The following is a 22,645-nucleotide window of genomic DNA, read 5'->3' as shown; positions in this document are numbered from 1 at the left end:
TGCAACAATTAACTTCACACTGTGCTTATCCGGAGCGACACAGACTCTAAGAAAGCCCCCGAATCTAATAGTCTTTTTTCGCCTAGCATATTTTTTGCATAACCGAGAAAAGCATGGAACTCAGACGAATGCGGTATAGGGCCTGCTATCAAGGGTGGATGCCACAACAAAAACATCTCTCTCGGTACGTTTTGCTCCCATTTTCGCATAGCGCGCACGTCTCTCGACTACCCTGATATCTGGCGCATTGACGCCGCCACTGTTTGATAAGGATAGTTTATGAACCAGAGAACGAGTGAACGCCGCATAACAGTGAACAGGAGTAGCCTTCTGAATGAGCAACAAATTGGTTGGGATGGGCGATGGTGACTCATAGTAGATTTTGTTGTATGCAGCCAGTGTCTGATAGACTAGCCTATAGACATAGCAGATCAGTCACTCATGCACTCACCTTAATGCGAAGCTAGGTTTTACGGGCTTCATCCATGACATAAACTGATGTCGGTTCTAAATCAAATCCGAAGTTCACAGCTCGCTACTTAAAGGATCTCTGTTGGTTGAATACGCCAGATGAGGAGTCGGCGCGTGTCGATTTCTCACGAACGTGGTTCTTTTGGTTCTGAACCACATGAATTGACGGAGCCGGGTTCATTTTGTATCAGGTAAATCAAAACAACACCCATGCAAACAATAAGCCTAAACGCAGCCTGCTGCCCATTCCATTTTTGAGACTGCCACATTAGAAACCATTCTCCAGCAATTGTCATGAACCCAAAAAACCAAAGAACAATACCTATAGTTAAACCAGCTATAGCCAAGTTTTTCTTCTTTGTAAAAATTGAGTTTTCGCTGCGAATATTTCGAAAAAGTCTCAACCCACCCAAAAAACACAATACGCCCGATGCTATCTCTCCAGATATAATAATCCAGTAGACTACATGATGGAGAGTTGAATTCGTTATTGATCGAGAGGCAAGTGGGTTGCTGGGGAAAATGATGTCCATCAACAAGACATGCTGTACGAAAGCAAAATTCGACCCATAGTCAACCATGTTATTATAGCCAACCAATAGCAAGTAAAAAAATATAAACACCACGAGAGTAGCCTGCGAGAATCGTAAAGCAGTCATTGCATCATCCAGAGTATAAATAAAATTCAATCAAGCGACCTTTAGCCAAGATCGCAGCGATGCTAGCCTCTAGAGTGTAGGCACTATACCTTATGATATTCATTTTCTGCGCCCTCCCCCAGCTCCAGTCACGCCGAGCGTTCATGTGTGATTTAGTATTCACCAGACAGGTCGTTGTTGTCTAGCACCTAATGCGCCCCAAGGCTAGGAAAAACCTAGACAACGGCTAGGTACCATTATGCCACCAGTGCACTTCCTGCCCGCACTATTGGATGTCACTTTAAATACTATAATTTAAAAATCCCGATATTTGCCAGCGGTGCGAAGCTTTGTTATCTCTTCGCCACATGCACCATGTACTCATGCGATCTTGACATCACAGGACCTATCATGACCCAAATCTGCACTGAATCGTCTAGTTTGGCTGACTGGCTTTCTTATATAGACAGTCTACACTCACAAGTTATTGATATGAGCCTCAGTAGAGTTGAATCAGTAGCCGATAAAATGCATATTAAAAAGCCGGCCAAATTCACGTTTTTGATAGGTGGGACCAACGGCAAAGGCACGACGTGTCATGCCATTGAAAAAATCCTTATTTACTCCGGCTACACAGTTGGCACATTCAGCTCACCTCATCTGCATGACTACAAGGAAACGGTCAGAATACAAGGAAATAGCGTTCCTGAAAGTAGCTTCGCCAGTGCCTTCCATACGATAAATAAAGCCAGACTGGAGACAACTTTAACGCCTTTTGAATTCAATACGCTTGCCGCGCTTCATATAATGAAATGCGAAAAAGTCGACGTAGCGATAATCGAAGTTGGCATGGGAGGACGGGATGACGCTACTAACATCGTCGATGCTGACATTTCCGTTGTAACAAATGTGGCGCTCGATCACGAGATGTGGCTTGGAAAAGATAAGGAAAGTATCGGATTGATTAAGGCGGGTATATTCCGATCCGACAAACCTGCCATCATTGGAGAGCTTTACCCACCTGAAACCTTAAAAAAATGGGCTACCCAGATCGGCTCGATCCCACTAAAGCTAGGTGTGGACTGGGATTGGCAGGCATTTGAAAACACATGGTCTTACCAAGACGAACAGGGCGTAATAAACGAGCTCCCATTGCCGCTAATGCCTATTTCAAATATGGCTACAGCACTGTCAGCGCTGCGCGCATCCGGATTACATTTTGATCCGGATGCTGTGAAAAAAATGCTAGCGACGGATAATCTGCCAGGAAGGTTTCAGATTATTCAAGGTAAGCCCGTTGTAATTCTTGATGCAGCGCATAATCCTCATGCAGCTGCGTACTTGGCCCAACGTCTAAAAGGCCTTAAAGTCAAAGGAAGATTTCTTATTGTGATTGGCGTGCTTATTGACAAAGACATCGCCGGTATTATTCGCGAATTAAAATCGGTAGCCAGCAAATGGTTTTGCTGTGGTACTTCTGCCGGCCCAAGAAGCTCCTCAGCTAACGACATTTCAAAATATCTTGATGTCGCTGGCGTATACTCAAATATCACGGCTGGATGGAATGCTGCTCGCGAAGATGCAGAGGAGGAGGATGTTATTGTTATTTGCGGTTCATTTATGTCTGTTGCACCTATATTGAAAGAGCTGACCCTTCATTTGGAAAGCTAGGCTCTATACAAAAAGTAGTGTCGCAAGTACCGCATAACGCAGGCCAATGAGACCATCGTCGTAATATGTTGCGAGCTTGTCGAAGCATGACGATGCGACGATTCTCATTCAGCCAGTTAAACATGCGTTCTATTATTTGACTAAACTGCGGCCGAAAATCAAAAAATCTTTCTGCGGCCTGGCAGCGTTTGTCCGGTACGTATGTGGAGAACCTGCCGTGGCTGGATTGTGCCGAGCGCTACGACCGGCCCCACACCTTCCACTACATGGACCCGCCTTATTGGCAGACGGCTGGGTACGGGGTGGATTTTCCGTTTGAGAATTATGAACGGATGGCCGACTTCATGCGGCGGTGCAAAGGAAAGGTAATGGTCAGTATTAATGACCATCCAGACATTCGGCAAGTTTTCAATGGTTTTTACTTCGAGGTGCTAAATGTTTGCTACAGTATTTCTAACAAAAAGCAAGGCAAAGGTACTGTCTCTAGTGAGATGGTCGTAATGAACTGGGAGCCGCAAGATCTTAATAGAATGTTTTAAGTGCTGTGATTCTAGACGTGCCGCAACTTGAGCGCTCTTGTTTTTTGTGATTTTGGCCTGTTGCGTGTGCTATAGCATAGTTAAGCTACAGGCCGTTTTTCGTCTTGATATTCGTTAGTCTAGGGCGTTGCGGTTCCTGGATAGTATTCCGATAAATCGGTCGCTCCTTACTTTATCTTGCTCTACATGAGCTTGTGAACGTTCGTACTCGGTTTTCAACGAAAACTCTCTCTCTTTAAGGTACTGTTTTATTGCGTCACTTCCTAAAACGCTTATGACTGCTTTTGTTGTTAGTAGAGGTGGTTCATCTGTGTCATCTGAGCCGCTAAGGATAACTATTCTTTTTATCTCATCGGGCGATGCACTTCTTATCAGCCTGAAGAAAGCACTTGGGAGATGCTCTGCGCTAGCTGCAATTGCTCCTGACAATATTGTTCCTGTGCTCGTGAACTCTGTCCTGCTATCGGTTAAGATTCGCATTACTGCGTTAGGTGCTATTTTATCTAGATATGCTAGTAACGGTTTTTCTTCATCGCTTTCAATTATGTATTGTAGTTCACGAAGATCTTCTGGAAAGTTTCCCAGAACGTAATCTTTTGCGTGGCGATACGAGTCTATGGATTTCAAGAAATCTATCACATGCTCCCATCGATTTGCATGTGTATAAGCTGCCTCATAGAATTTTTGGGCTAAGTTGTCGGGCTGGTCTCTAATGAATGCTGCTGCGTGATAATCTAGAATGCTTTTGTGTAGGAATGTTATCTTGTTGAAGCCTTCTTCTATCATAAGGCAAGCGACATTAATTATATCTTTTTTGAAGTCTTCACTTTCGCATTTGTATTGCGGGTCGTATTCCACAGCGTCTTCAAAGGCTCGATTGAACGCCGACTGACTTATCGTTCTACCTTGCCCGCTTTGAATAACCATAAAGCAGAATGTGTCAAACAATTTCTTTAGCTTTGACTCCGGCAGGCCACTATGATGTTGGCGATTAAATCCAGCTTTCAACCTGTCATGTCTAGCAAATACGATTCCAAAAAGCCGGTCGAAAAAATCCGAAAGCGTAGAAGGTATTACTTGTTCTGTTTCATATACTATGAGTACTAGTGTTAGCATAAGTGGAGTTGTTATAAGTCCTTTTATATTGGTCGGACACTCCCGAATGGCTGTCAGGATTTCTTGACGTCTAATTTCGTGTGAAATTAACTTGGAAATAAAAGGGTGGTAGTCTGCGGAAGTGAGCGGTGCCAGTGGAATTACTTTAAAGCCTATTGCGTTCTGGATGTGGCTTTTGGGTCTGCTCGATACTATTATCTTCATGTTGGGGTGGCATGTTTGCAGGGTTTGTAGCTCTAGGATAGTGTCAGAGATACATTCACTGGGTATTTCATCGAACCCATCCAAAATTAGTGAGACTTTTCCCGATGAAGTTAAATAGTAAAGTGTTTCAGGAGAGTACTTTACATTGATTGAGTTTAAAAATATATTTATTAGTTCGGTGAGTGTTCTTTTTGAGGTGATATGTCTTAATTCTATAAATATAGGGATTATGGTTGGCAGGTTCGGTTTTATAAAAGATGCGGCTAGATGTCGCATAAATATTGATTTGCCTTGGCCGACTATTCCTTCAATAACTATGTTTCCGCTTGGTAAATCCTCGTAACTGTTGATGGTTAGCGTTTTGTTGGGTAAGGTTATTTTTGAAGGGTAGTAGAATTTTTCAAGAGGTGTGTCTGCTTCTGGTGCCCATATGGTTTTAACGTTGTCAATTTTTATTAGTGTTGTCGCTATATCTTTTATGTTTTTGCTGGTGTTCCATTTGGATAGCTCTTCTTTAACCTTTCCTTTGGCTTCTTTATAAAGATCACTTATAACTGGTGTCAATAGCTTGCTTAGCGGCAGTGCGGTAAATGCTGCGCTTGCCATTTTTGGCTCCTTTTGATTGATATGTAAAGATCGATTTTTATCTTTAGTGTTTAATGATTCTAGACGTTTTTACTGATCAGTCTAGCTTGGATCCCATAGGCAGTAGGAGGTCGGGACCTTGATTCCGACTATTGCCCACTGCTCTTTCAACCTTGTACCACTCAAATTTATCGTAAGCGCTCCATAAACCCCACCGGTCTTAATATGGCTGGCGCGCTCAGCTAGGCGATACGGGGAAGCAGTTCCACGGCAGCAAGGCTTCGTAATCTTCAACCGATGTCGCCGTTGGCAGGCCTTCCAGTGCGTGGCGCAGCCACGCATAGGGCTCTTGGCCGTTGGCTTTGGCAGTTTCGACCAGGCTGTAAAGTTGTGCACTGGCCTTCGCGCCCTTGGGCGTGTCGCTAAACAGCCAGTTTTTTCTCCCGATCACGAAGGGGCGGATCGCGCGTTCAGCGGCATTGTTGTCTATTGGCAGGTAGCCTTCCTCGACGTATCGCTCCAGCTTGCTCCAGTTACTGGCGAGGTAACTGATGGCTTTGCCCAAGGCGTTCTGAGCCGTGACCTGTGGCAGCGTCTTTTCGATCCAACTTTTCAACTGAGCCAGTATTGGCAGGCTTTGTTCGTGACGACCGATCTTACGTTCAGCGTCGCCGCAAGCCTTTAGGTCGCGTTCGATGCCGTAAAGCTTGTTGATCAGATTCAGCGCGATATCCGCGCGCCCCGTTTTACCTTTGGGCTGCACTTTCTGTGCTTCAACGAACTTGCGACGCGCATGGGCCCAGCACCCTAAACGCTCAACTCCAGCTTGGGCGCCCAGTGCATTGTAACCGGCATAATCATCGGTCATGACGTAGCCACGATAGCCATCGAGCAGGCGTGTAGGCACTTCCTGCACTCGGCTGGTGGAGTAGTCAAAAAGGATTACTGGTCTGTCCGGCGGGCCGCCGGTTTGCACCCACATCCACGACTGGCTACTTGGCTGGCGGTCAGGTTCTTTTAGCACCTGCACCCGCGTTTCATCGCAGTGGATGACGCGACTGGATAGCAGGCTGTCGCGCATTAAATTCAGCAGCGGCTGGAAGTGCTCGCCGCACTGGATAACCCAGCGTGCCAAGGTCTGGTGAGGGATATCGATACCGTGGCGGCTCAGTACTTTTTCAAAGCGGTGAAGCGGCAAACCGTCTACATATTTGGTGGTCAGCAGCATCGCCAGAACGCTCGGACTGGCCATGCTTTTTTCAGTCAGCTGAGCGGGTTTGTCCGCAGTGACCGGTGCGGTCTCACAGTCGCGGCAACCGTAGACTTTGCGGATGTGTTTGATCACGCGGATCTGCATCGGCACGATTTCAAGCTGCTCGCTGGTTTCTTCGCTGATAACATGCTTGCGGCAACCGCAGACACAGGTCAGTTCGTGCTCTGGCAGTTCGTGGATGACCTCGATACGCGGCAGATCAGCAGGTAGCGGCTTGCGTTTGCCACGGCGCTTGGCGGGTGCGGCGACCTCTTCTTCCGTGTATTCGTCGGCAACGTCGGCGATGCTTTCTGCTTCATTGAAAAGGGCTAGCTGAGGCGTGGCAGGATCAGCCGTCTGCTCGGACTTGCGTCCGAACAAGCGCTGACGCAGCAGCGCGTTTTCCTCTTCAAGAAAACCGACCCGCGACTGCACCTTCGCAAGCATTTGCTTGAGAAGTTGAAGATCGTCGGGAAGGTTTTCGGGCACGGAATTTATGCCCTGGATTATACCGAATCAAGCCACGAATCGCGGCGTCAAAACTTGATGGGGACGGTTACGCCAGAGGTCAAAACCGTCGAGCAACCAGTTGAGTTCCTGGACAGTCAGGACAATCGCTTCGTCGGTCACATCGGGCAATGTTTTGAAACGCTCAGACTCCAGGCGCTTGAGCCAAAGGCAGAAGCCGTTGCGCTCCCAGTACAGGATCTTCACGCGGTTGCGCGGCTTGTTGAGGAAAACAAAAAGCACGGGGTCGAAGACGGCGACCTTGATGTCCAACTCGACCAGGGCAGCGAGGCCGTCGATGGATTTTCGGAAGTCGACGGGCTTGGGGTAGAGATAGACTTTTTCGACTTTTGCATCGGGTCGCATCATGGCGAACGGGCTCCTGAGAAATCGGGAGCACAGCATCGAGCATCATGTAAGCACTTGGAATGTGGGGTTCATGGAGCGCTTACAATCGATATTCCCGTTGTGCGTCTTGGAGCGAATAGCCAAAAAGCCGCACTTGGCGTGCATCTTAAAGAACTAGCGGATTACATTGATCGTCAACGCGATAAAGCAACTAGAGAACAAGACCAGTTGATGGGAAGAGCGGCTTAAAATGAGTGCCCGCCGATTTTATGGCAGGCACTCAACCCTCTAAAGAGCAATTCTTCAGCTTTCCAGTAAACAGTGGAAACGGCAATACACAATCATTAAAAAATTGTCTTGATGACTTTGTCAACACCTTGGATTAGATCTTCAACATCACCAAAACTTGGCTCATCTAGATTTTTATGACTACATTTGTTTCTGACATCTCCCAAAAACTGTATATGCCGATACTGCACCAACTCAATGACACCTGCAGCTTTGAGCGCGTCATTAAGTACAGATATAGTTCCTGATTTCTTGGGCAACTGGTGGTTATCGCAAACTACTTTTAAATGCCCTTCAAGTACTACTCCTGCTATCGCCCCAGCCGCACGGGAGAATTTATTCTTCAGAAGCTCCTTAGCACCGGCCAGCTCAGAATCGAATAAATCTGCCTGCACCAGCTGTTTAATGTCAAATAAAGAGCTGACAAACCTACGTTTTATTGCTTCAACGATTGCTATCTGCTGAGCTAGAAGAGGGATCGCCGATGACGCATCCGCCTTGACGGTCCCACCTTGAGATGTGCGAAGACCTTGACAAGCATCCTCCAAACGATAACTTTCAAAATCGATTTGCTTACGCGACTTAGGCTTTTCGTATAGCCTAACAAAATCACTGAATCGATCAGGTAATAATTGTCTAACTAATGGCAACGCCTCAGAGTACCAGTGCTGATAAACCTCGCGAAATGGTTTGATCTCTTTGATCAAATCATCTGCTTTTTCCGCAGAAAATTTATCTGCATAGGCTTTGTGGAATTTTGCATGCCCAAAAGCCTCATAGTTTAAAGATATATTCACCATCCCAGACTTAGCTAAAAGCTCATCCAAATCTGTAGAATATTTTTTCAAATTACTTATGACCATTAGTAAATACCTTAAGATATGGATGGGATAAGGAGTACGTAGATTAGTCGAAAGCGCAGAATCCGCAACAACAACCCTTATCAGATTACTTCAAACTACTAGACGGCGCGACGAAACTCATCACGATAGTAGCTAATCGTAGCTTCATCCAGAAAATCACGCGGATTACGCGCAAAAGCGGTTAATGCAATATTCATTAAAATCTGATTATTTTTTAGTGCAGTAGATGTTATAGAGTTATATAGCTTTGAAATCACCAAAAGAGCCGCGTACTCCCACAGATGGCCTTGAGTGACATTCATTGCAGGCAGCATTTTGGCAGACTTATAAACATTCGCCATCGACTCACAAAACTCATGGGCCATAAACTTTTCCACTAATCTTGAAAACTCAGACCTTGATACCGGAAATTTGGAATAGGGATCAATGCGTATGCCTTTCGAGTTCCCTTTAGAGTCAAAAAAAGACTTCCCATTGCAGTGTGCTGCAGCATTGACACAACTGATTCTTGCAAGACCTCTACTTAGTCTTCGCATGATCTGTGCTACACCAGCTACGTTTGTAGTAGCAGTTGCAGTTTCTAAAGTCTCCACTATTAGGTTATAAGTCCAAAAATCGTTCTCCCAACTATACCCTCGCGTCAGGATCAAACGTGGAACTGCAAACCTGTGGTATAAAAGACCATCATAGTCCCTATCAACTATCACTAGGGAATTTGGTATCTCTTGCTCGATAATCTTGGAATGATAATCCAAGGCATTCTTTTTACTTCCGGTGAGTTTGATTTTGATCGTCATACCATCAAGGTACAATGAGCATAAAGAAGAATAAAACTTGCTATCAGGCCTGCTCAGATCCTCAAGCGCAACATTTGTTTCAACCCGCCCTTCTACGTAGACGGTCAAGTCAGCATTGAAGAAACGTCTGAAGTTCTTCAATCCGCTTCGAGTCCTTGTAAAGCTCATGATAAAAGACGTTCCATGTCAATGATGCTCTCTGAGTGCACTCCAACGATATCTGGAGAATGCGTAGCAAAAATAATTTGAGCATTACGGTTGAGCTGAGATATAGCACCGGTTAGCTGCTCTTGCCAAGAAACATGTAAAGAAAGCTCAGGCTCATCTGCTATATATACATAAGGAGCCGACTGCTGAAGAAGCGCTTCACCAAGTATAATGAGCAACTGTTTTTCACCAGAAGAGAGCTCCTCAGGAAGAATAACTCTTCTTTTAAACTCCTCAGATACAGAATATCGGTACTCCTGCAAAAAAGTTATCTCATTTTTTTCAGAAATAGATATTGTTTTCTTGCCTTCAAACAGGTTGTTAAGAATTCTCAGGAACGAATCCCTAAGCTTAAATATCCTCATTCTTTCCAACTGCAACTTTTCGTACTCTGCCACTAGAGCATGAACCTTCCATGCACCGTACAACGTAGTATAGTCTTCAGCCCGAACAGTTTTGTCATTAGCTCGAGTATTTTCAATCGCACTATTAAGTTTATCGAAATGATTTTTAAACTTATGATTATAATGTTTAGGATCAACGCCTAGAACTTGAAATATTTCAGCGAGAGTATTTTTTTCATCCTCCAAATCTACATCTTTAGCAAAACTAAAGATCGACTCTTCTTTTTCTGGAGTCAACACCGACAAAAATATTTTCCTTTGAAATTCGATGGTCTGATTGTCGTACTCCTTAGCCAAGCTTGAGAAGTAGCGCACTAGGCTGTTATTCAAATCTTTGAGTTTCTGATCGATAGCCGGAACAAATTTACGTTCCTCAGCACCTCTAACGTCCTCTATATTCCGATGCACGGACAACCATGATATTTGCACAAGAGACTGCAGACTTTCTTTAAGATCAGCAAACTTTTCTTTTAGCATACGATCGCGGTACAATCTTGAAGGCGAGCCTCGATAGAAACGCTCTTGCTCTAAAGCATCCAAATCAAATAGCTGAGGCTTACCCCGTACAGAGTCACGAAAAATATAGTTTATATCAAAGTACGGAAGGCCTTCTTTTCTAGTTTTAGTCACTTCAATAGAAGGGTTTTTTTTACGGCCTGACAACTCTTTGAACACTACGACAACTCGCTGAAAATCAATGCGATCTAAACGTTCGAAGTCAGCGGTAAGCACAGCAGCGAGAAGGTTAATTACTGTAGTTTTCCCGGAGCCGTTTTGGCCGATGAGAAAGTTAAATTGATCATCTAGATCTATTTGGATTGCAGGGGCAGAGCCCCAGAGCTTTTCAATTGTGAATGACTTGACGATGTGCACTCGAGATCCCTCCCTAAAATACAATACTATGTGTGATGGTATATTAGCATCACACATAGGCGCCAGCCCTTTAAATCATTAATTTCCAGGCGCTCTAAGCTGGGTGCTTTTGCGACTTAGCAGTCACAGTTATACGGCACAGTCTATGCATGACGATTCAACCTCCGGCGCAAGCTCGAAAGCTCAAATCAAACGCAAGCGTGCCATCCTATGAGATGGCCCATTAGGGATTGAGCGATCTACAAGCGGAGCCGCTGCTAAAAATTTGCTACATTTCATTCTCTTGCGCTTTCCCAACTCCGTAGAAACGGGGCTCCCGTGCTCAGTCTATCCAATCCATCATCGGGGCGACGGAGAAGCGGCGGGACACTGTTGCAAGCGGATCGCCAATGTTTGCTGAGGCTTCGTTGTTTTCGATGTTCATGTGGATTGGTCTTTTACGCGGCGAGTTATCGCCATCCCTTGGCTGGCCTCAACAACATGCATCATTGAGAGGCGGTCAGCGAGAAAATGGCTCAATTGAATCGAGCGATACGTGGGACCACACAGTGGCCCGCACGCAGAGACGCGATCAATCGGGAAAGGCCGATAGTTTATCAGGAAAGCGATAGCCCTGATGACGTGCTGATTCGCAGCCGGATTTCAGGCACGGGAGCTGAACGTGTCAAAAAGCGCCAACGGCAAAGGCATTTTCCGGGCGTTTTTTTCCGAGGATATTCTGCTCGCATACAGCATTGATGCTCCTCACAACGCTGGTGCTTATTCTGGAAAGGACAGCTCTGGAAATGCGATCGTCGTTAGAGAGTACAGACATCCGTATCGCGGGCAATGCGGGAAGCAGCGAGCTTGTGATAATAGGCGTATCGCCCGGAATGAGTGATAACTCGCCCACGCCGATACCTACACCGGCACTGATGGCATTGAAAACGGCAAAATTGGACTCTGAGGTGAATCGTATCTCGGACGCCATCCCGGCAAACTGCAAGGATTGGACAGAGACCTCTCGGCATATGCAACCATCGGGAAAATGCACCAACGGTATCGGATGCCCTGCCCTGATCAGCCTGGCATCGCCGATCCAGTGCAGTTCTTCACGCCTGATGTATTCAGAATGCTCCATGACCCGAGATTCCGGCACTGCGACAACGGCCATGTCCAGTCGACCCTGGTCGACGTCGTCTATCAAGAACGACGACGTCTTGCAGACCAGCTTTATCTTGAGATCGGGGTTTGATCGAGCCAGGGCTTTTACAATCCCTTGCAGGAAAAAGAGTGCGTAATCATCCGGCATGCCCAGACGCAATTCGCTATCAGGGTTCTTGTTCTTCAGGCGGAACAGATTGTCATGCATGGCGAGAATCTTTTCAGCGGCCGCCAATACTTCTTCGCCAATGACCGTCAGCCGAAATCCGTCGTCGCCTCTGACGAACAACTTCAGTTCCAGAAGTGCTTCCAGCTTTTTTATCTGCATGCTGATGGCTGGTGGAGTTTTGCACAGCGCAACCGCAGACCGCGTGATACTTCGAGTTTCGCTCACCGATTTGAACGTGCGCCAAAGGTGCGTATCAACATCAAAGATTCGAGACATCCGTTTTCCCTGTTTACCCGGTGCAAAGCGGATGGTCGACTTTGCTGACCGGGTGTTTTCCCGCTCCGGGGTTTTCCCACTGCACCCCGGCTTTCCTTCCCTCTATAGTTAGGCCATTTGGCGGGTATTCGCAAAGTATTCCTGAGCATCAGAGGACATAGGGTTAAAAAACGGCGGGCTGAATCGATTTTCTGCGCCCCGATCATCTTTCTGACCGTTCATTTACAGATGAAAACTTCGGTACGTCCAGACTCCCCTCCGCGGCACGGATACCGAGCTTCGTTCAGGAAGCTTCCTCCCGCAACGCGACGCCAAGCGCCTGCAGCAGAGGTGTATTTTCACAGGCGATGTACGTGACCTCTGCGTCCTCTGATGTATTGACGTGTTTGTGCCAACGCCAGACGGGAATATAAACGGCGTCTCCAGCTGTCCAGGCAACGAGCGTCTCTCCTACCATCGAAAAACCGGTGCCTGAAATGATATAGATGATGGTTTCATAGTTATGCCGATGCAGGCCCGACCCTTGCAGCGGCTGCAGCGCACCGAAGGTCATACTTATCGACCTGGACGGCAGGTCGACAACATGAACTTCGTGCTTTCTTGTTTTGCTGAACGCGTCCAGCGTGGTTGTTCTGACCCCTTCATGTAACAGCGTGCCCACGTCCTCGCCAACGGCCAGACTGGCGGGAACATGCACGAAATCACCGGAAGAAAAAGTATGGTTATTCATGCTCACCTCAAAGTTTATCGAGAAACTCAAGTCGCGCCTTGATCATCATGACGGCGGCGTGCCGGACTATTTCAAAACGAGTCGGTTTTTCCATCACCAGACGCGACAGAATCGCCAACAGGGTGTCCGCGTGACCATCGTCACATTCGATATGCAACGTGAAAAACCTGAGCCTCTCTGCAGCAACGCCCTGACCCGAGAAGCCAGTGACAATGTCACTGTACAGATGAGGAACAATGGCCTCGGCCCCCAGGCACAACGCCGAGAGTCCATAAATACCATTGGGCTGTTTGCAAAAGTTCATCATTGTATCGATGAGGTGCTGCGTGGAAGGAAGCGTGGCGTGCGCCTCCAGGTTCAGGTCGAAGGAGCACAACATCTCACGGTAGATAGCCGAATGAGTGGGTTCGGCGACTTCACCAAAACCCAGTTCTTCGAAAAGATTTTCGAACACTGCCAGAATATCTTCATCACCCTCAAGATGACTCATTAACTGGCAGATGTACCGCGTGAAATAACGGCTGTATTTCCCTTGTTGCACGAGAAAGTTCTTCAGCCGGTCTATCGGCATGCTTGCCGCACGGCACTGAACCAGAAAAGGATGATCGAAAACCTGCTGGATCAGTTCGTCTCTTAATTGTGCAAGCTCTTGCAGGATGAACTCATTGCCCAACGCACGGGCAGACAATGTACGGGTATCTCCAACCATTAAATCCATCAGGCAATCCCTCGCGATGATTCGTTGTGTAAGGTCGATAGGTAGGCACGTTTCAAGATGTCCAGTCCGCGCTCTAGTACAGGCAGATCGATGGTCAGCGGCGGCATCAGCTTGAGCACTTCATTCAAGGGGCCACAGGTTTCCACAAGCAGACCTTGGGACAGGCATTCTGCAGACAGTCTGCTCGCGCGCCGTGAGTCGCCAAATCTCAATCCCATGAACAGCCCTCTCCCGACAATGCGGACAGCCTCGGGGGGTGAATGAGCAATTATTTTTTCCAGTGCAAGGCGCAGGACGGCGGAACGTTGCGCTATCGAGCGCTCGAACGCATTGTCTTGCCAATAGCTCAGTGCCGCCGCAGCCGTCACGAATGCAGTGTTGTTTCCACGGAAGGTGCCATTGTGTTCACCGGGCGCCCACTGATCGTGCTCCGGTTTTATCAGCACCAGTGACATCGGCAGACCATAACCGCTGATGGACTTTGAAAGGCAAATGATGTCGGGGGATATATCGGCAGATTCGAAGCTGAAAAACGTGCCCGTACGACCGCAACCTGCTTGAATATCGTCAATGATCAGTAGCGCACCTGAGGCCCGGCACAGCTGTTGAATTCTCTGTAACCATTGCGGCCGCGCGCAATTCAAACCGCCCTCGCCCTGCACAACTTCCAGAATAATGGCCGCCGGCGGCTCGAAACCTGCGCCTGCTGAGGAGAACATCGTTTCAATGATATGCGCGCTGTCAATGTCACGCCCCAGAAATCCGTCATAAGGTAGCCGAACGACGTTTGACAGCTCTACGCCAGAGACGGCTCTTTTATCGGCGTTGGCGGTCAGCGCCAGCGAGCCCAGCGTGACGCCGTGAAATGCATGGGTAAACGCAGCGATGCAAGTGCGTCCGGTGATCTTGCGGGCCAGCTTCAAGGCGGCCTCGATTGCATTGGTCCCCGTGGGCCCGGTGAACTGCAGTTTGTAGTTCATCCCCCGCGGCGTGAGGATAATCCGCTCGAACTGTTCGATAAACCGAGACTTCGCAGCGCTGTGAAAGTCCAGGGTGGTCGTGATGCCGTCCTGCTGAATATAGTCCAACAGCTCTTTTTTCAAACGCGGGTTATTGTGGCCATAGTTCAGTGATCCGGCCCCCGCAAAAAAATCGATGAACTGCCGCCCCTCGACGTCTTCGATCACTGCCCCTTGCGCCGTCGCAAACACAACGTCACAGTCGCGACAATAAGAACGCACATTCGACTCACGCTCGTAGATAGCCATTGATGGGTTCATGCCTGCTTCCCTTGCCCGGAAAAATTAAACTACGCTCGCGCCATGATGTAATGCCCCAGGCTTTTCTCGGGCCCGTAAAATATCGACAGCATGTCCTTGATGTCCAAATGCAGAACCGTACACTCTGACGTTTCATGCAACTCGTCTCGAAAGCGAATGTTCAAGTCACGGAACCCCATGTGGGCCAGTGCTTTTATCGGTGTGTGAGGTGTATCGATAAAACAATTGGCAAGGACGTCGTAGTTTTTTTCTTTCAGGCAATACTGCAAAGCCGCTTTTACCAAGGCAGCAAAAATACCGTAGGGGTAAGCCGAAAATATCTGATCACGGTGCCTGGCCGGAACCATGAGTCGCGCACATTCGATCAGCGCGCCTTGCGCAGTTGCCCGTATCCCGGAAATGTCGGCAAAATTGTCGATGGGCAGACCTTGGTCCCCGTCGATAATCATGCGCATGACCCCCACGGCGGCTCCCTCGTCGTCAGTGGCGAGCAGGTAGACCGAGTTGGCATGGTAGCGATCATTGCGAGGATCGGTGTCATCCCCGTCCAGCCAACCTAACTCCTCGCTGTACACTTCCTGCCAAACAGCCTTGACCAGGGCGAGTTCGATATCAGAGTTTGCAAGTAACACGTTACCTTTGAAATCCTTCGACGTGGCTTCGTCAAAGGACAGTGTCGATCCGTTCATGTTGTGCATTCCATAGCGTGTAGGTATAGGAAACTGCCATTATTGAAACAATCATTGCGACTGCACTGATGACACCTACGACGGGCGCTTCAACGAACTCGAGAAGTGTTCCCAGCAGGAAAGAACCTATCGGACTGCCCCCCATGAAAAACAACATCAGTAACGCTAACACCTGAGCTTTATTGCCTGAAGGGGCATTTTCCTGAATCAGCGTCTGCCCCATGCTGAGGGCAATACCGCCCAGAAACCCCCAACTCAATACCCCTAAAAACAGAATCCACTCTGTGAGCACGGACGGGATAACCGCCAGCAGTAACGACGCGAGCAGGCAGGAACTGATCAGTGCCCGTAATTTATTTTCTATCCCGCCCTTGACGGTCAAGACAATGACGGAAGCGATCAACCCGACCATAAACACGATATTGAACAGCGCCAACAACGAGGCGTCGTACCCCGGCAACCGGGAAATATGTAGGGGCAGCATGACGAAAAACGAGCCCAGAAAGAACACACCGATCAGGCCGTTCAATAACAGTACCGGGAAGATGACCGGGTGCTGAATGGAAAACCGCAGCGCGGTACTGGTTTCAGCGATCAGGCCGGAATGAGGCTTGCTGGGCGTGGTCACCGAAATATAAGAGGCGGCCAGGGACGACATCCCGAACAGAAGCGACAACAACAAGAACATCAGACCGACGCCCACCTGCGGTGCAAAACCTCCAATGGCGAAACCCACCGTCTGAATCCCGAACTCAATCCCGATGTTTATAGTGACGATCTTTTGCAACTGTTTCTTGCCCAGTACATTCAAGTAAAGTTCTCTGGCAGGCGCACAAAAGGCCGACAGCACGCCAAAGGCCAACGCATACACCAGCACGTTGGCGTAGGTTATTGCGGACTGGTAGCTCCAGACGGCGAAGACCAATGCCGTCAGCGCGCCACCCAGGTACACGCAGACCAATAACCTGCGCACCGGCTTGCGATCGGCAACATAACCGCCATAGATCACCAGCAGCAGCACCGGCAACATCAGGCACATCTGGGCGATGCCAAATTGAAAGGCCGATGCATGAACGACGCTGATCAGTACCCAGGGCAGAAATACGCTTTGTATTCCCACACAAATGAACCACAGACTGGAGGCCAGGAGGAACCTGGAAATATTGTGCCGTTCCTGAGTATCGAGCACTTCGTTCACGGCGCCTTCCTCAAAGGGCTGGCCCCGATCGGGGCCAGCTGGTTCAATTGACATTGAAGTGCTTGCGATGCTCCTCGGGGTTTGCCCACGTGCCGTCGAACTCATAAATACCGTTGTCGAACGTAGAGCCGTCGAACCAGTAATACTTGGGCATGGGGGGAAGTTCGGTGCTGTACGGTGCGCCCTCCAGGTCGCAAAGCATCAGCGCTGAGCGACAGAGAATCAGGTAATGCGAGGCCGTCGGTGCCACGGAAAGAATAGGCACGTTTCCTGTGTCTTTCATCCAGCTGAAAATATCGGGAATGCTCGGAAAACGAGGCTGATAAGAGGCCTGGAGCATGACCAGCCTTTCGACCAGTTCAGGTGTCATCTGCGCCTCTTCCGGAATATCGTAAAAATCCTCCAGCGTCAGGCCTGCCTTGTCGAACTTGTAGATGTTGGCGCCCCAACCGACCACCGAGGATGCCAGCAAGCCTTTGCACCTGGCTGAGTTACGGTACGCCCTGTGCAGTGCATAGCGCTCGCCAATGCTGTAGAAGTCCATTTGATCCAGCACCAGATCACAGTCCTCCACAAACGCTTCAGCGGTGTGCTTCTGTATACCCTCCGGAAACACATCAACGCTCACGTCCCCCGCCAAACGGTGAACCAGCTCGGCAACCACCAACGCCTTGTTACGACCGACGGTTTCCACTGAAGCACCAAACTGTCGGTTGATATTGCTGATTTCGAAAGAATCGGGATCGGCAATTTTGATATGCCTTACACCCAACCGTGCCAGCCCGAGGGCCACGGCACCGCCAATACCCCCTGCGCCTGCGACGCCGACAACAGCATTGGAAAGCTTACCCTGATTGGCCATCTGCTCCAGTTTCGAGTTGCCGAGAAAACAACCGCTGCGTGAAACCCGCTCGTTGTATACCCGCTCGTCGAAAACGCCTGGAAATTTAACAATGCGTGCTTTCTTCAACATGATCTGCTCCTTGCTTTAGTTGCGGCCACCGCAAAAACTACAGGCCAGTGACAATCGGTTATATGAGCCTTCCAGAAAAACCCGTACTTCGCGATAGAGTTCGAAACGCTTTTTTTCAAATAACATGGCGTGGGTGCCTTTATCGATCAGCACGTACCGTTTACTGGAAGCATTGCTCAGGTGTGTGTACAGCCAGTCGATATCCGCCGCGGTGGTCAGCACATGATCATAATCACCGCGTGTGATTAACACAGGCACCGTGATTGTGGCAGGGTCCCAATACACGCCATGCCAGGCATCGTAGATATCCTGGGCAAAGCCTCCGGGTACTTTAATCATGTTCTTTTGATGCGCTCTTTCCAGCGCTGCATCACCGGGCCAGTTTTTTATAAACCCTTGTTCAAGCTGCGTCTCGGTGCCCGCCGGACGGTCTTCTTCTATCATGGACAATCGCTTGTCGACCGGAATCTCATAAAAGCTCTTGTCGGGTCTTTCGGCACTGCCGAACAAGCCTCGGACAATCTCCGGGCTTGTGGTATCACGCCGGACGATGGGCGAGTTGAACACGACCTTGTCTACTTTTTCGCCGTGCGCGCTCAGGTAATACCCCACCGGTATCGCGCCCCTGGACGTGGCGATAATCGTCAGCTTTTTAGCACCGGTAAACTTCAATACATAGTCGACGGCGGCATCAATCACGGGCACCAGGCTTTTGGCATTGCCCACCGATTCACCGTTGGCGTGTGGACTGGCCTCGCGCATTTCCGAATAATCATCAGAACGACCATACCCCGGCAGGTCCACCACCCAGGCCTCGCGTCCTGAATTGGCGACGTCTTGGGCCCAGGAATAACCGTCAATGGCGTACCCGGCCGAGAGATTACCTGAAATGGTTGCGCCATGAATAAACAGAACAACTTGTGACTCTTTCATTGTTTGAGTGTGGGTCCCTTTCGGCGAATCACGCCAGAGGGCCATTTTCATCGCGTCAGTTTTTAGCGTGACGGTATGAATTTCCACACCGTCTATATTTGCGGCTGAACTGGCAGGCAGTGGCGCCGCGCTCACCATTAAAGCGGTGGTACAGGACGCAATAAACAACGCAGCAGAAGCAATCCTTTTCATCAGTCGACGTCCTTGCGATAAAGTGGATAAAAGCATTCCACAGGGGCTGCTTGTTGTCTGTTCAAACTTTTTTAAGCCCCTTCACTTTTTTTTAATCATGCGTGCTGCGAAGAGGACTATGCTTGGCCATTCAGGGAGGCGCCATGAACACCAGCCAGGCATTCAGAAAGTTACATGAACACGATGAGTTATTCGTCATGCCCAATGCTTGGTGTGAGGGAAGCGCGCGCCTCATTCAGCAGTTGGGCTACGCCAGCCTCGGCACCACCAGCGCGGGGATTGCCTATGCACAGGGCTACCGCGATTCATCTCCCTCGATGGACAATGAAGATCGCTTTGCGGCGATTGAGCGCATCGTTCGGGCAGTGGACATACCCGTGACGGCAGACCTGGAGAACGGTCTGGCGAAAACACTGGGCAAGGTCGAGGAGCACTTCAGAAGAGCCCTGACCGTCGGCTGCGCCGGTGCGTCCATTGAGGATATATCCGACTATCATGACCCGGACACCCCGCTGTATTTCTCCATCGAAGAAGCGTGCGATCGAGTGCGCGCTGCCAGTGAGGCCGCCCACGCGCTCGATGCCGATTTCATCGTCACCGCCAGGACCGACTATCTGCTTGGAGCGCACGCGTATTCGTTGACCGAGGTTATTAAACGGCTGGTCGCGTTTGAAGAAGCTGGAGCCGATTGTCTGTTCGCACCCGGCGTGAAGTCGATCGAGGACCTTGAGGCGATTCAGAGAGCGATCAGCAAACCTCTCAACGTCCTGCCTGTTTTCGGTATGACGATTGACAGACTCAGGACAGTCGGCGTTCGCCGGATCAGCCTGGGCAGTTCATTGTTTCGTAACGCCTACCGGCAGATCTCCACTGTTTTACTTGGATTGGAAGAACCAGAGGGGCTGGATTTTCTACAATCGGGACTGAGTCTGAATCAGCTCGATGAAGTGATGCGTTAGCCAGGATCGAGTGTTTGCATGGAGCATACATGTGATATCCGATAGAAACCGAAATCCCGTTATTGGTCTCGAGAACGGCGTGACGATCAACCGTAGCTCCTTTCGTCTGGCTTGGCGGACGCTGAGGTTTGGTAAAGCAGAGCAGTTGGCAACTGAGATGGCAGGCGTTGAAAACTTGCCCGTTTCAACGACAGGTCTGGCGACGGTACTGAGCCCGGCCATGCGGCTTTTTGACGGGTGTGCAGACATGGGTCTATGGGACGATGATGCGTATGACCTGTTGATCATTCGTCTTCCCCCCGACGGCAGCAGATCGGATACCTACAGGCATCTCATCCGTGTGGCACGTCAGGGTGTGATTATCCTGCGCTGACTTTCAGGCCATGACGGGCGCGTTATCAGGGACAGGCAGCTCTGATCCGAATGCTCTTCAGTTGCCTCGCAACTCTATCGCCGCTACGCGACCTCACCCCGCACTCAACGGGATAACAACCGCAAACGTAGTCCCCAGATCCGCTTTCGACGTCACCTCGATATGCCCGCCGTGCGCATCGACAATCCTGTCGACGATGAACAGGCCCAGCCCCAGGCTTGAATAAGGTCCGTTGTCGGTCATCTTTTCGGGTGAATAGCGGTCCATCGGGTTGAAGATGAACGGAAGCACGTCTTCGGGAATCGGGCTGCCGGTGTTGTGGACGGTAAAACGCAGCTCGCTCTCCGAGACGGCCAGCGTCACTTCGACGGGATCGCTGCTATTGCCGTGCTGTATAGCGTTGCCGATGAGGTTGGAAAAGACCTGCTCCAGGCGATCGCCATCGAAGCGGCCAATGACCGGTTCATCTGAAGTCAGACGAATGTCTGCCTCAGGGTGGACCGTACTCGACTCTTCAACGATCCGCGCGCAGATGGGTTGCATGTCTACTTCGGTCTTTTTCAGCGGGATGCCGGGACCGATCTGTGAGCGCGTGAAGTCGAGCAGGTCGCCAACGATCTGGTTGGCCCGCTTAACGCTGGAATAGATCCTCGATGCGACCTTGGTTGGCCGCGCGCCCAGATCATGGGTGCGCAACAACACGTCGGCACCCAGCAGTATGGCGCTTAGCGGGGTGCGCAAGTCGTGCCCGAGAATGCCCAGAAAGATGTTGCGTGACGCCTGGATCGCGCTGGTATAGCTGGAGATAGACTCGGCCAGGGCCTGATCTATCGCCTCGTTGAAACGGATCATGTCTTCGATCTGCTGTTGAGTGTCCAGCGCCTCTCGCGACATCCACTGTTTGATCACGCTCGCCCGTAATGCCCGAAACTCCGAGACCACCTGATCGATGGTGAAGCCCGACATCAATCGAGTGATCGCGTGGCTTTTCGCTGCGGTCTGTTCATCTGACGCGCCGTGCCCTTGCGACTTGTCGACCTGCTGCTGCGACGACTGATCCGTTTGCAGATCAGTGGCGATGGCCCGCAGCATTCGCTCGGCATGGTCCCTGAGCTCTGCGGTATCCAGAGGCTCGCCGAGCGTGGACAGGGTGCGTGCGAAATCGGTCCATTCGCGCACGATAGGCTCGATGTTGTCGAGGATGAAGCCTGATAACCGCATAGCCATTCAAACCTGAACATGAACCCGGCAGACTGCAGATTCGTAGGGTGAGCCAAGTATCCGTCCCGATCAGGCGGACAGATACAATATGGAGTGAAGTTCACACAGGCAAGGGTATAACGGAATACCGAATTTAATCGGCAAGTGCCTGTAAACGAGCCTGAACTGCATCGTCGAAAATGATGTAAAGCGCTTCGGCATCGGCTGGGCGCAGCTTTCTGCTGGTCTCCAGACCGTGAATGTATTCGATCTGCAACGCCGCTTCGGCTTCCACGTCGGCGCGAGTGCTGGTTGCGTCGAGCGCCCTTACCAGATCACTGATTGCTCCCTGTAGAGGCTTGGGGAGCCGTAACTGGTCAAGTCGTTCTTGCATGCGCTCGGTATTCCGCTAAAAGCCAAAGAGTGGGCAGCAGATCATGCAGCGGCGTGCAATGCAAGAACATGCGTCTGTTCATCGATGAGCTGATGATGCAGCGCGGCCCTCCAGCAGGTTTTTCAGGCTGTAGGTCACCACGCCCAGGATGATCAGGTCATCGTTGTCGGTGACATGCAGTGGTGGGTAATCCGGGTTTTGCGATTCCAGAATCACCACATCGCCGCGCATGTGCAAACGTCGGCAGATCTGCCGTGCATTGAGCGAGGCAACGACGATGTCACCGTGCTCGGCGTACTGGCTGCGGTCGACCACCAGCATATCCCCGCTGCACATGCCGCCCCCCTGCATGCCTTGGTCTTCGATCCTGGCCAGGTAGGCGTGTGGCTCACGGACCTCACAAAGCTCGGAGATGGAAACATGCTTCTCGACCACTGGCGATCTGGAGCCAACGGACGACAGCGATATGAACGGGAGTTTGATGCCCCCTGCCGACAACGGGCCAAGGAAGGTAACACTCATGAGGCGAGCCTTTTCTGATTAACTGTATACATATACAGTTAATCGTTTATCGGCGCTCAGGTCAATCGCAATGCCAGATACCTCGACAGATGGCGCGGACCGAAGACCACGCCTTTCAGCGCTCACCTCACAG

21 protein-coding genes and 2 pseudogenes are annotated in these 22,645 nt (G+C 49.9%); 5 read left to right on the top strand and 18 right to left on the bottom strand.

The window, feature by feature from the left end; all coding sequences use genetic code 11:
* Positions 1 to 596: 596 nt before the first annotated feature.
* Positions 597 to 1,130 (bottom strand): DUF2165 family protein, encoded by a 534-nt coding sequence (locus QRN50_RS10575; RefSeq protein WP_096127137.1) that lies wholly within the window; start codon positions 1,128 to 1,130, stop codon positions 597 to 599.
* 390 nt (positions 1,131 to 1,520) lie between these two features.
* Between QRN50_RS10575 and folC the strand changes: the two genes are divergently transcribed.
* Both folC and QRN50_RS10565 read left to right on the top strand, forming a co-directional pair.
* Positions 1,521 to 2,780 carry a bifunctional tetrahydrofolate synthase/dihydrofolate synthase gene (gene folC / locus QRN50_RS10570; RefSeq protein WP_096127138.1) on the top strand — a complete coding sequence of 420 codons (1,260 nt, stop codon included), beginning with the start codon at positions 1,521 to 1,523 and terminating at the stop codon, positions 2,778 to 2,780.
* Positions 2,781 to 2,920: 140 nt separating this feature from the next.
* Positions 2,921 to 3,319: pseudogene (locus QRN50_RS10565) on the top strand (DNA adenine methylase); the annotation flags it as partial.
* A gap of 114 nt (positions 3,320 to 3,433) precedes the next feature.
* Here the strand turns inward: QRN50_RS10565 and QRN50_RS10560 are convergent.
* The 3 genes from QRN50_RS10560 to tnpB all read right to left on the bottom strand — a co-directional run bounded on the left by QRN50_RS10560 (position 3,434) and on the right by tnpB (position 7,352).
* Positions 3,434 to 5,245: an NACHT domain-containing protein gene (locus QRN50_RS10560; RefSeq protein WP_096127139.1), complete on the bottom strand. Its 1,812-nt coding sequence runs from the start codon at positions 5,243 to 5,245 to the stop codon at positions 3,434 to 3,436.
* Positions 5,246 to 5,462: 217 nt separating this feature from the next.
* A complete protein-coding gene (tnpC, locus tag QRN50_RS10555) occupies positions 5,463 to 6,974 on the bottom strand; it encodes an IS66 family transposase (protein ID WP_096127140.1) in 1,512 nt (503 codons plus the stop codon).
* A gap of 18 nt (positions 6,975 to 6,992) precedes the next feature.
* Entirely contained in the window at positions 6,993 to 7,352 is a 360-nt protein-coding gene (tnpB, locus tag QRN50_RS10550; protein WP_239986846.1) for an IS66 family insertion sequence element accessory protein TnpB, read from the bottom strand.
* Between the two features lie 84 nt (positions 7,353 to 7,436).
* Between tnpB and QRN50_RS10545 the strand changes: the two are divergent.
* A pseudogene (locus tag QRN50_RS10545) lies at positions 7,437 to 7,580 on the top strand (pyocin activator PrtN family protein); the annotation flags it as partial.
* Positions 7,581 to 7,675: 95 nt separating this feature from the next.
* On the opposite strand, the gene QRN50_RS10540 reads toward QRN50_RS10545, so the two are convergent.
* The 11 genes from QRN50_RS10540 to QRN50_RS10490 all read right to left on the bottom strand — a co-directional run bounded on the left by QRN50_RS10540 (position 7,676) and on the right by QRN50_RS10490 (position 19,064).
* Complete coding sequence (locus QRN50_RS10540; protein ID WP_096127141.1) at positions 7,676 to 8,482, bottom strand: hypothetical protein; 807 nt, start codon at positions 8,480 to 8,482, stop codon at positions 7,676 to 7,678.
* Between the two features lie 98 nt (positions 8,483 to 8,580).
* On the bottom strand, positions 8,581 to 9,420 hold the full coding sequence (locus QRN50_RS10535) for a DUF4435 domain-containing protein (protein WP_158227019.1): 840 nt from the start codon (positions 9,418 to 9,420) through the stop codon (positions 8,581 to 8,583).
* A gap of 23 nt (positions 9,421 to 9,443) precedes the next feature.
* Entirely contained in the window at positions 9,444 to 10,763 is a 1,320-nt protein-coding gene (locus QRN50_RS10530) for an AAA family ATPase (RefSeq protein WP_158227020.1), read from the bottom strand.
* A 664-nt stretch (positions 10,764 to 11,427) separates the two neighbouring features.
* Entirely contained in the window at positions 11,428 to 12,351 is a 924-nt protein-coding gene (locus tag QRN50_RS10525; protein WP_060400632.1) for a LysR family transcriptional regulator, read from the bottom strand.
* A 283-nt stretch (positions 12,352 to 12,634) separates the two neighbouring features.
* Positions 12,635 to 13,081 (bottom strand): cupin domain-containing protein, encoded by a 447-nt coding sequence (locus tag QRN50_RS10520; RefSeq protein ID WP_011267323.1) that lies wholly within the window; start codon positions 13,079 to 13,081, stop codon positions 12,635 to 12,637.
* A gap of 7 nt (positions 13,082 to 13,088) precedes the next feature.
* Positions 13,089 to 13,799 (bottom strand): iron-containing redox enzyme family protein, encoded by a 711-nt coding sequence (locus tag QRN50_RS10515; RefSeq protein WP_003406996.1) that lies wholly within the window; start codon positions 13,797 to 13,799, stop codon positions 13,089 to 13,091.
* Positions 13,799 to 15,067: a diaminobutyrate--2-oxoglutarate transaminase gene (ectB, locus tag QRN50_RS10510; protein ID WP_069704343.1), complete on the bottom strand. Its 1,269-nt coding sequence runs from the start codon at positions 15,065 to 15,067 to the stop codon at positions 13,799 to 13,801. Before ectB ends, QRN50_RS10515 begins: the two co-directional genes overlap by 1 nt.
* 41 nt (positions 15,068 to 15,108) lie before the next feature.
* A complete protein-coding gene (locus QRN50_RS10505; protein WP_003406999.1) occupies positions 15,109 to 15,768 on the bottom strand; it encodes an N-acyl amino acid synthase FeeM domain-containing protein in 660 nt (219 codons plus the stop codon).
* Positions 15,743 to 16,966 carry an MFS transporter gene (locus tag QRN50_RS10500; protein ID WP_011267319.1) on the bottom strand — a complete coding sequence of 408 codons (1,224 nt, stop codon included), beginning with the start codon at positions 16,964 to 16,966 and terminating at the stop codon, positions 15,743 to 15,745. Before QRN50_RS10500 ends, QRN50_RS10505 begins: the two co-directional genes overlap by 26 nt.
* A gap of 43 nt (positions 16,967 to 17,009) precedes the next feature.
* A complete protein-coding gene (locus QRN50_RS10495) occupies positions 17,010 to 17,939 on the bottom strand; it encodes a ThiF family adenylyltransferase (RefSeq protein ID WP_024640595.1) in 930 nt (309 codons plus the stop codon).
* A 15-nt stretch (positions 17,940 to 17,954) separates the two neighbouring features.
* Entirely contained in the window at positions 17,955 to 19,064 is a 1,110-nt protein-coding gene (locus QRN50_RS10490; protein WP_011267317.1) for an alpha/beta fold hydrolase, read from the bottom strand.
* Positions 19,065 to 19,207: 143 nt separating this feature from the next.
* Between QRN50_RS10490 and QRN50_RS10485 the strand changes: the two genes are divergently transcribed.
* Complete coding sequence (locus tag QRN50_RS10485; RefSeq protein WP_011267316.1) at positions 19,208 to 20,023, top strand: isocitrate lyase/PEP mutase family protein; 816 nt, start codon at positions 19,208 to 19,210, stop codon at positions 20,021 to 20,023.
* Positions 20,024 to 20,054: 31 nt separating this feature from the next.
* Entirely contained in the window at positions 20,055 to 20,396 is a 342-nt protein-coding gene (locus tag QRN50_RS10480; protein WP_003407008.1) for a hypothetical protein, read from the top strand.
* A gap of 93 nt (positions 20,397 to 20,489) precedes the next feature.
* Here the strand turns inward: QRN50_RS10480 and QRN50_RS10475 are convergent, their stop codons facing one another.
* The 3 genes from QRN50_RS10475 to QRN50_RS10465 all read right to left on the bottom strand — a co-directional run bounded on the left by QRN50_RS10475 (position 20,490) and on the right by QRN50_RS10465 (position 22,512).
* A complete protein-coding gene (locus tag QRN50_RS10475) occupies positions 20,490 to 21,617 on the bottom strand; it encodes a sensor histidine kinase (RefSeq protein WP_003407010.1) in 1,128 nt (375 codons plus the stop codon).
* A gap of 133 nt (positions 21,618 to 21,750) precedes the next feature.
* Positions 21,751 to 21,990, bottom strand: a complete 240-nt coding sequence (locus QRN50_RS10470) for a hypothetical protein (RefSeq protein WP_011267313.1) — start codon at positions 21,988 to 21,990, stop codon at positions 21,751 to 21,753.
* A gap of 78 nt (positions 21,991 to 22,068) precedes the next feature.
* Entirely contained in the window at positions 22,069 to 22,512 is a 444-nt protein-coding gene (locus QRN50_RS10465) for a LexA family protein (protein ID WP_054092462.1), read from the bottom strand.
* Between the last annotated feature and the right edge of the window lie 133 nt (positions 22,513 to 22,645).

This window comes from Pseudomonas sp. MEJ108 (assembly GCF_030208985.1).
Classification (GTDB): domain Bacteria; phylum Pseudomonadota; class Gammaproteobacteria; order Pseudomonadales; family Pseudomonadaceae; genus Aquipseudomonas; species Aquipseudomonas fragariae.
This window is presented reverse-complemented; position numbering and strand designations above follow the sequence as displayed.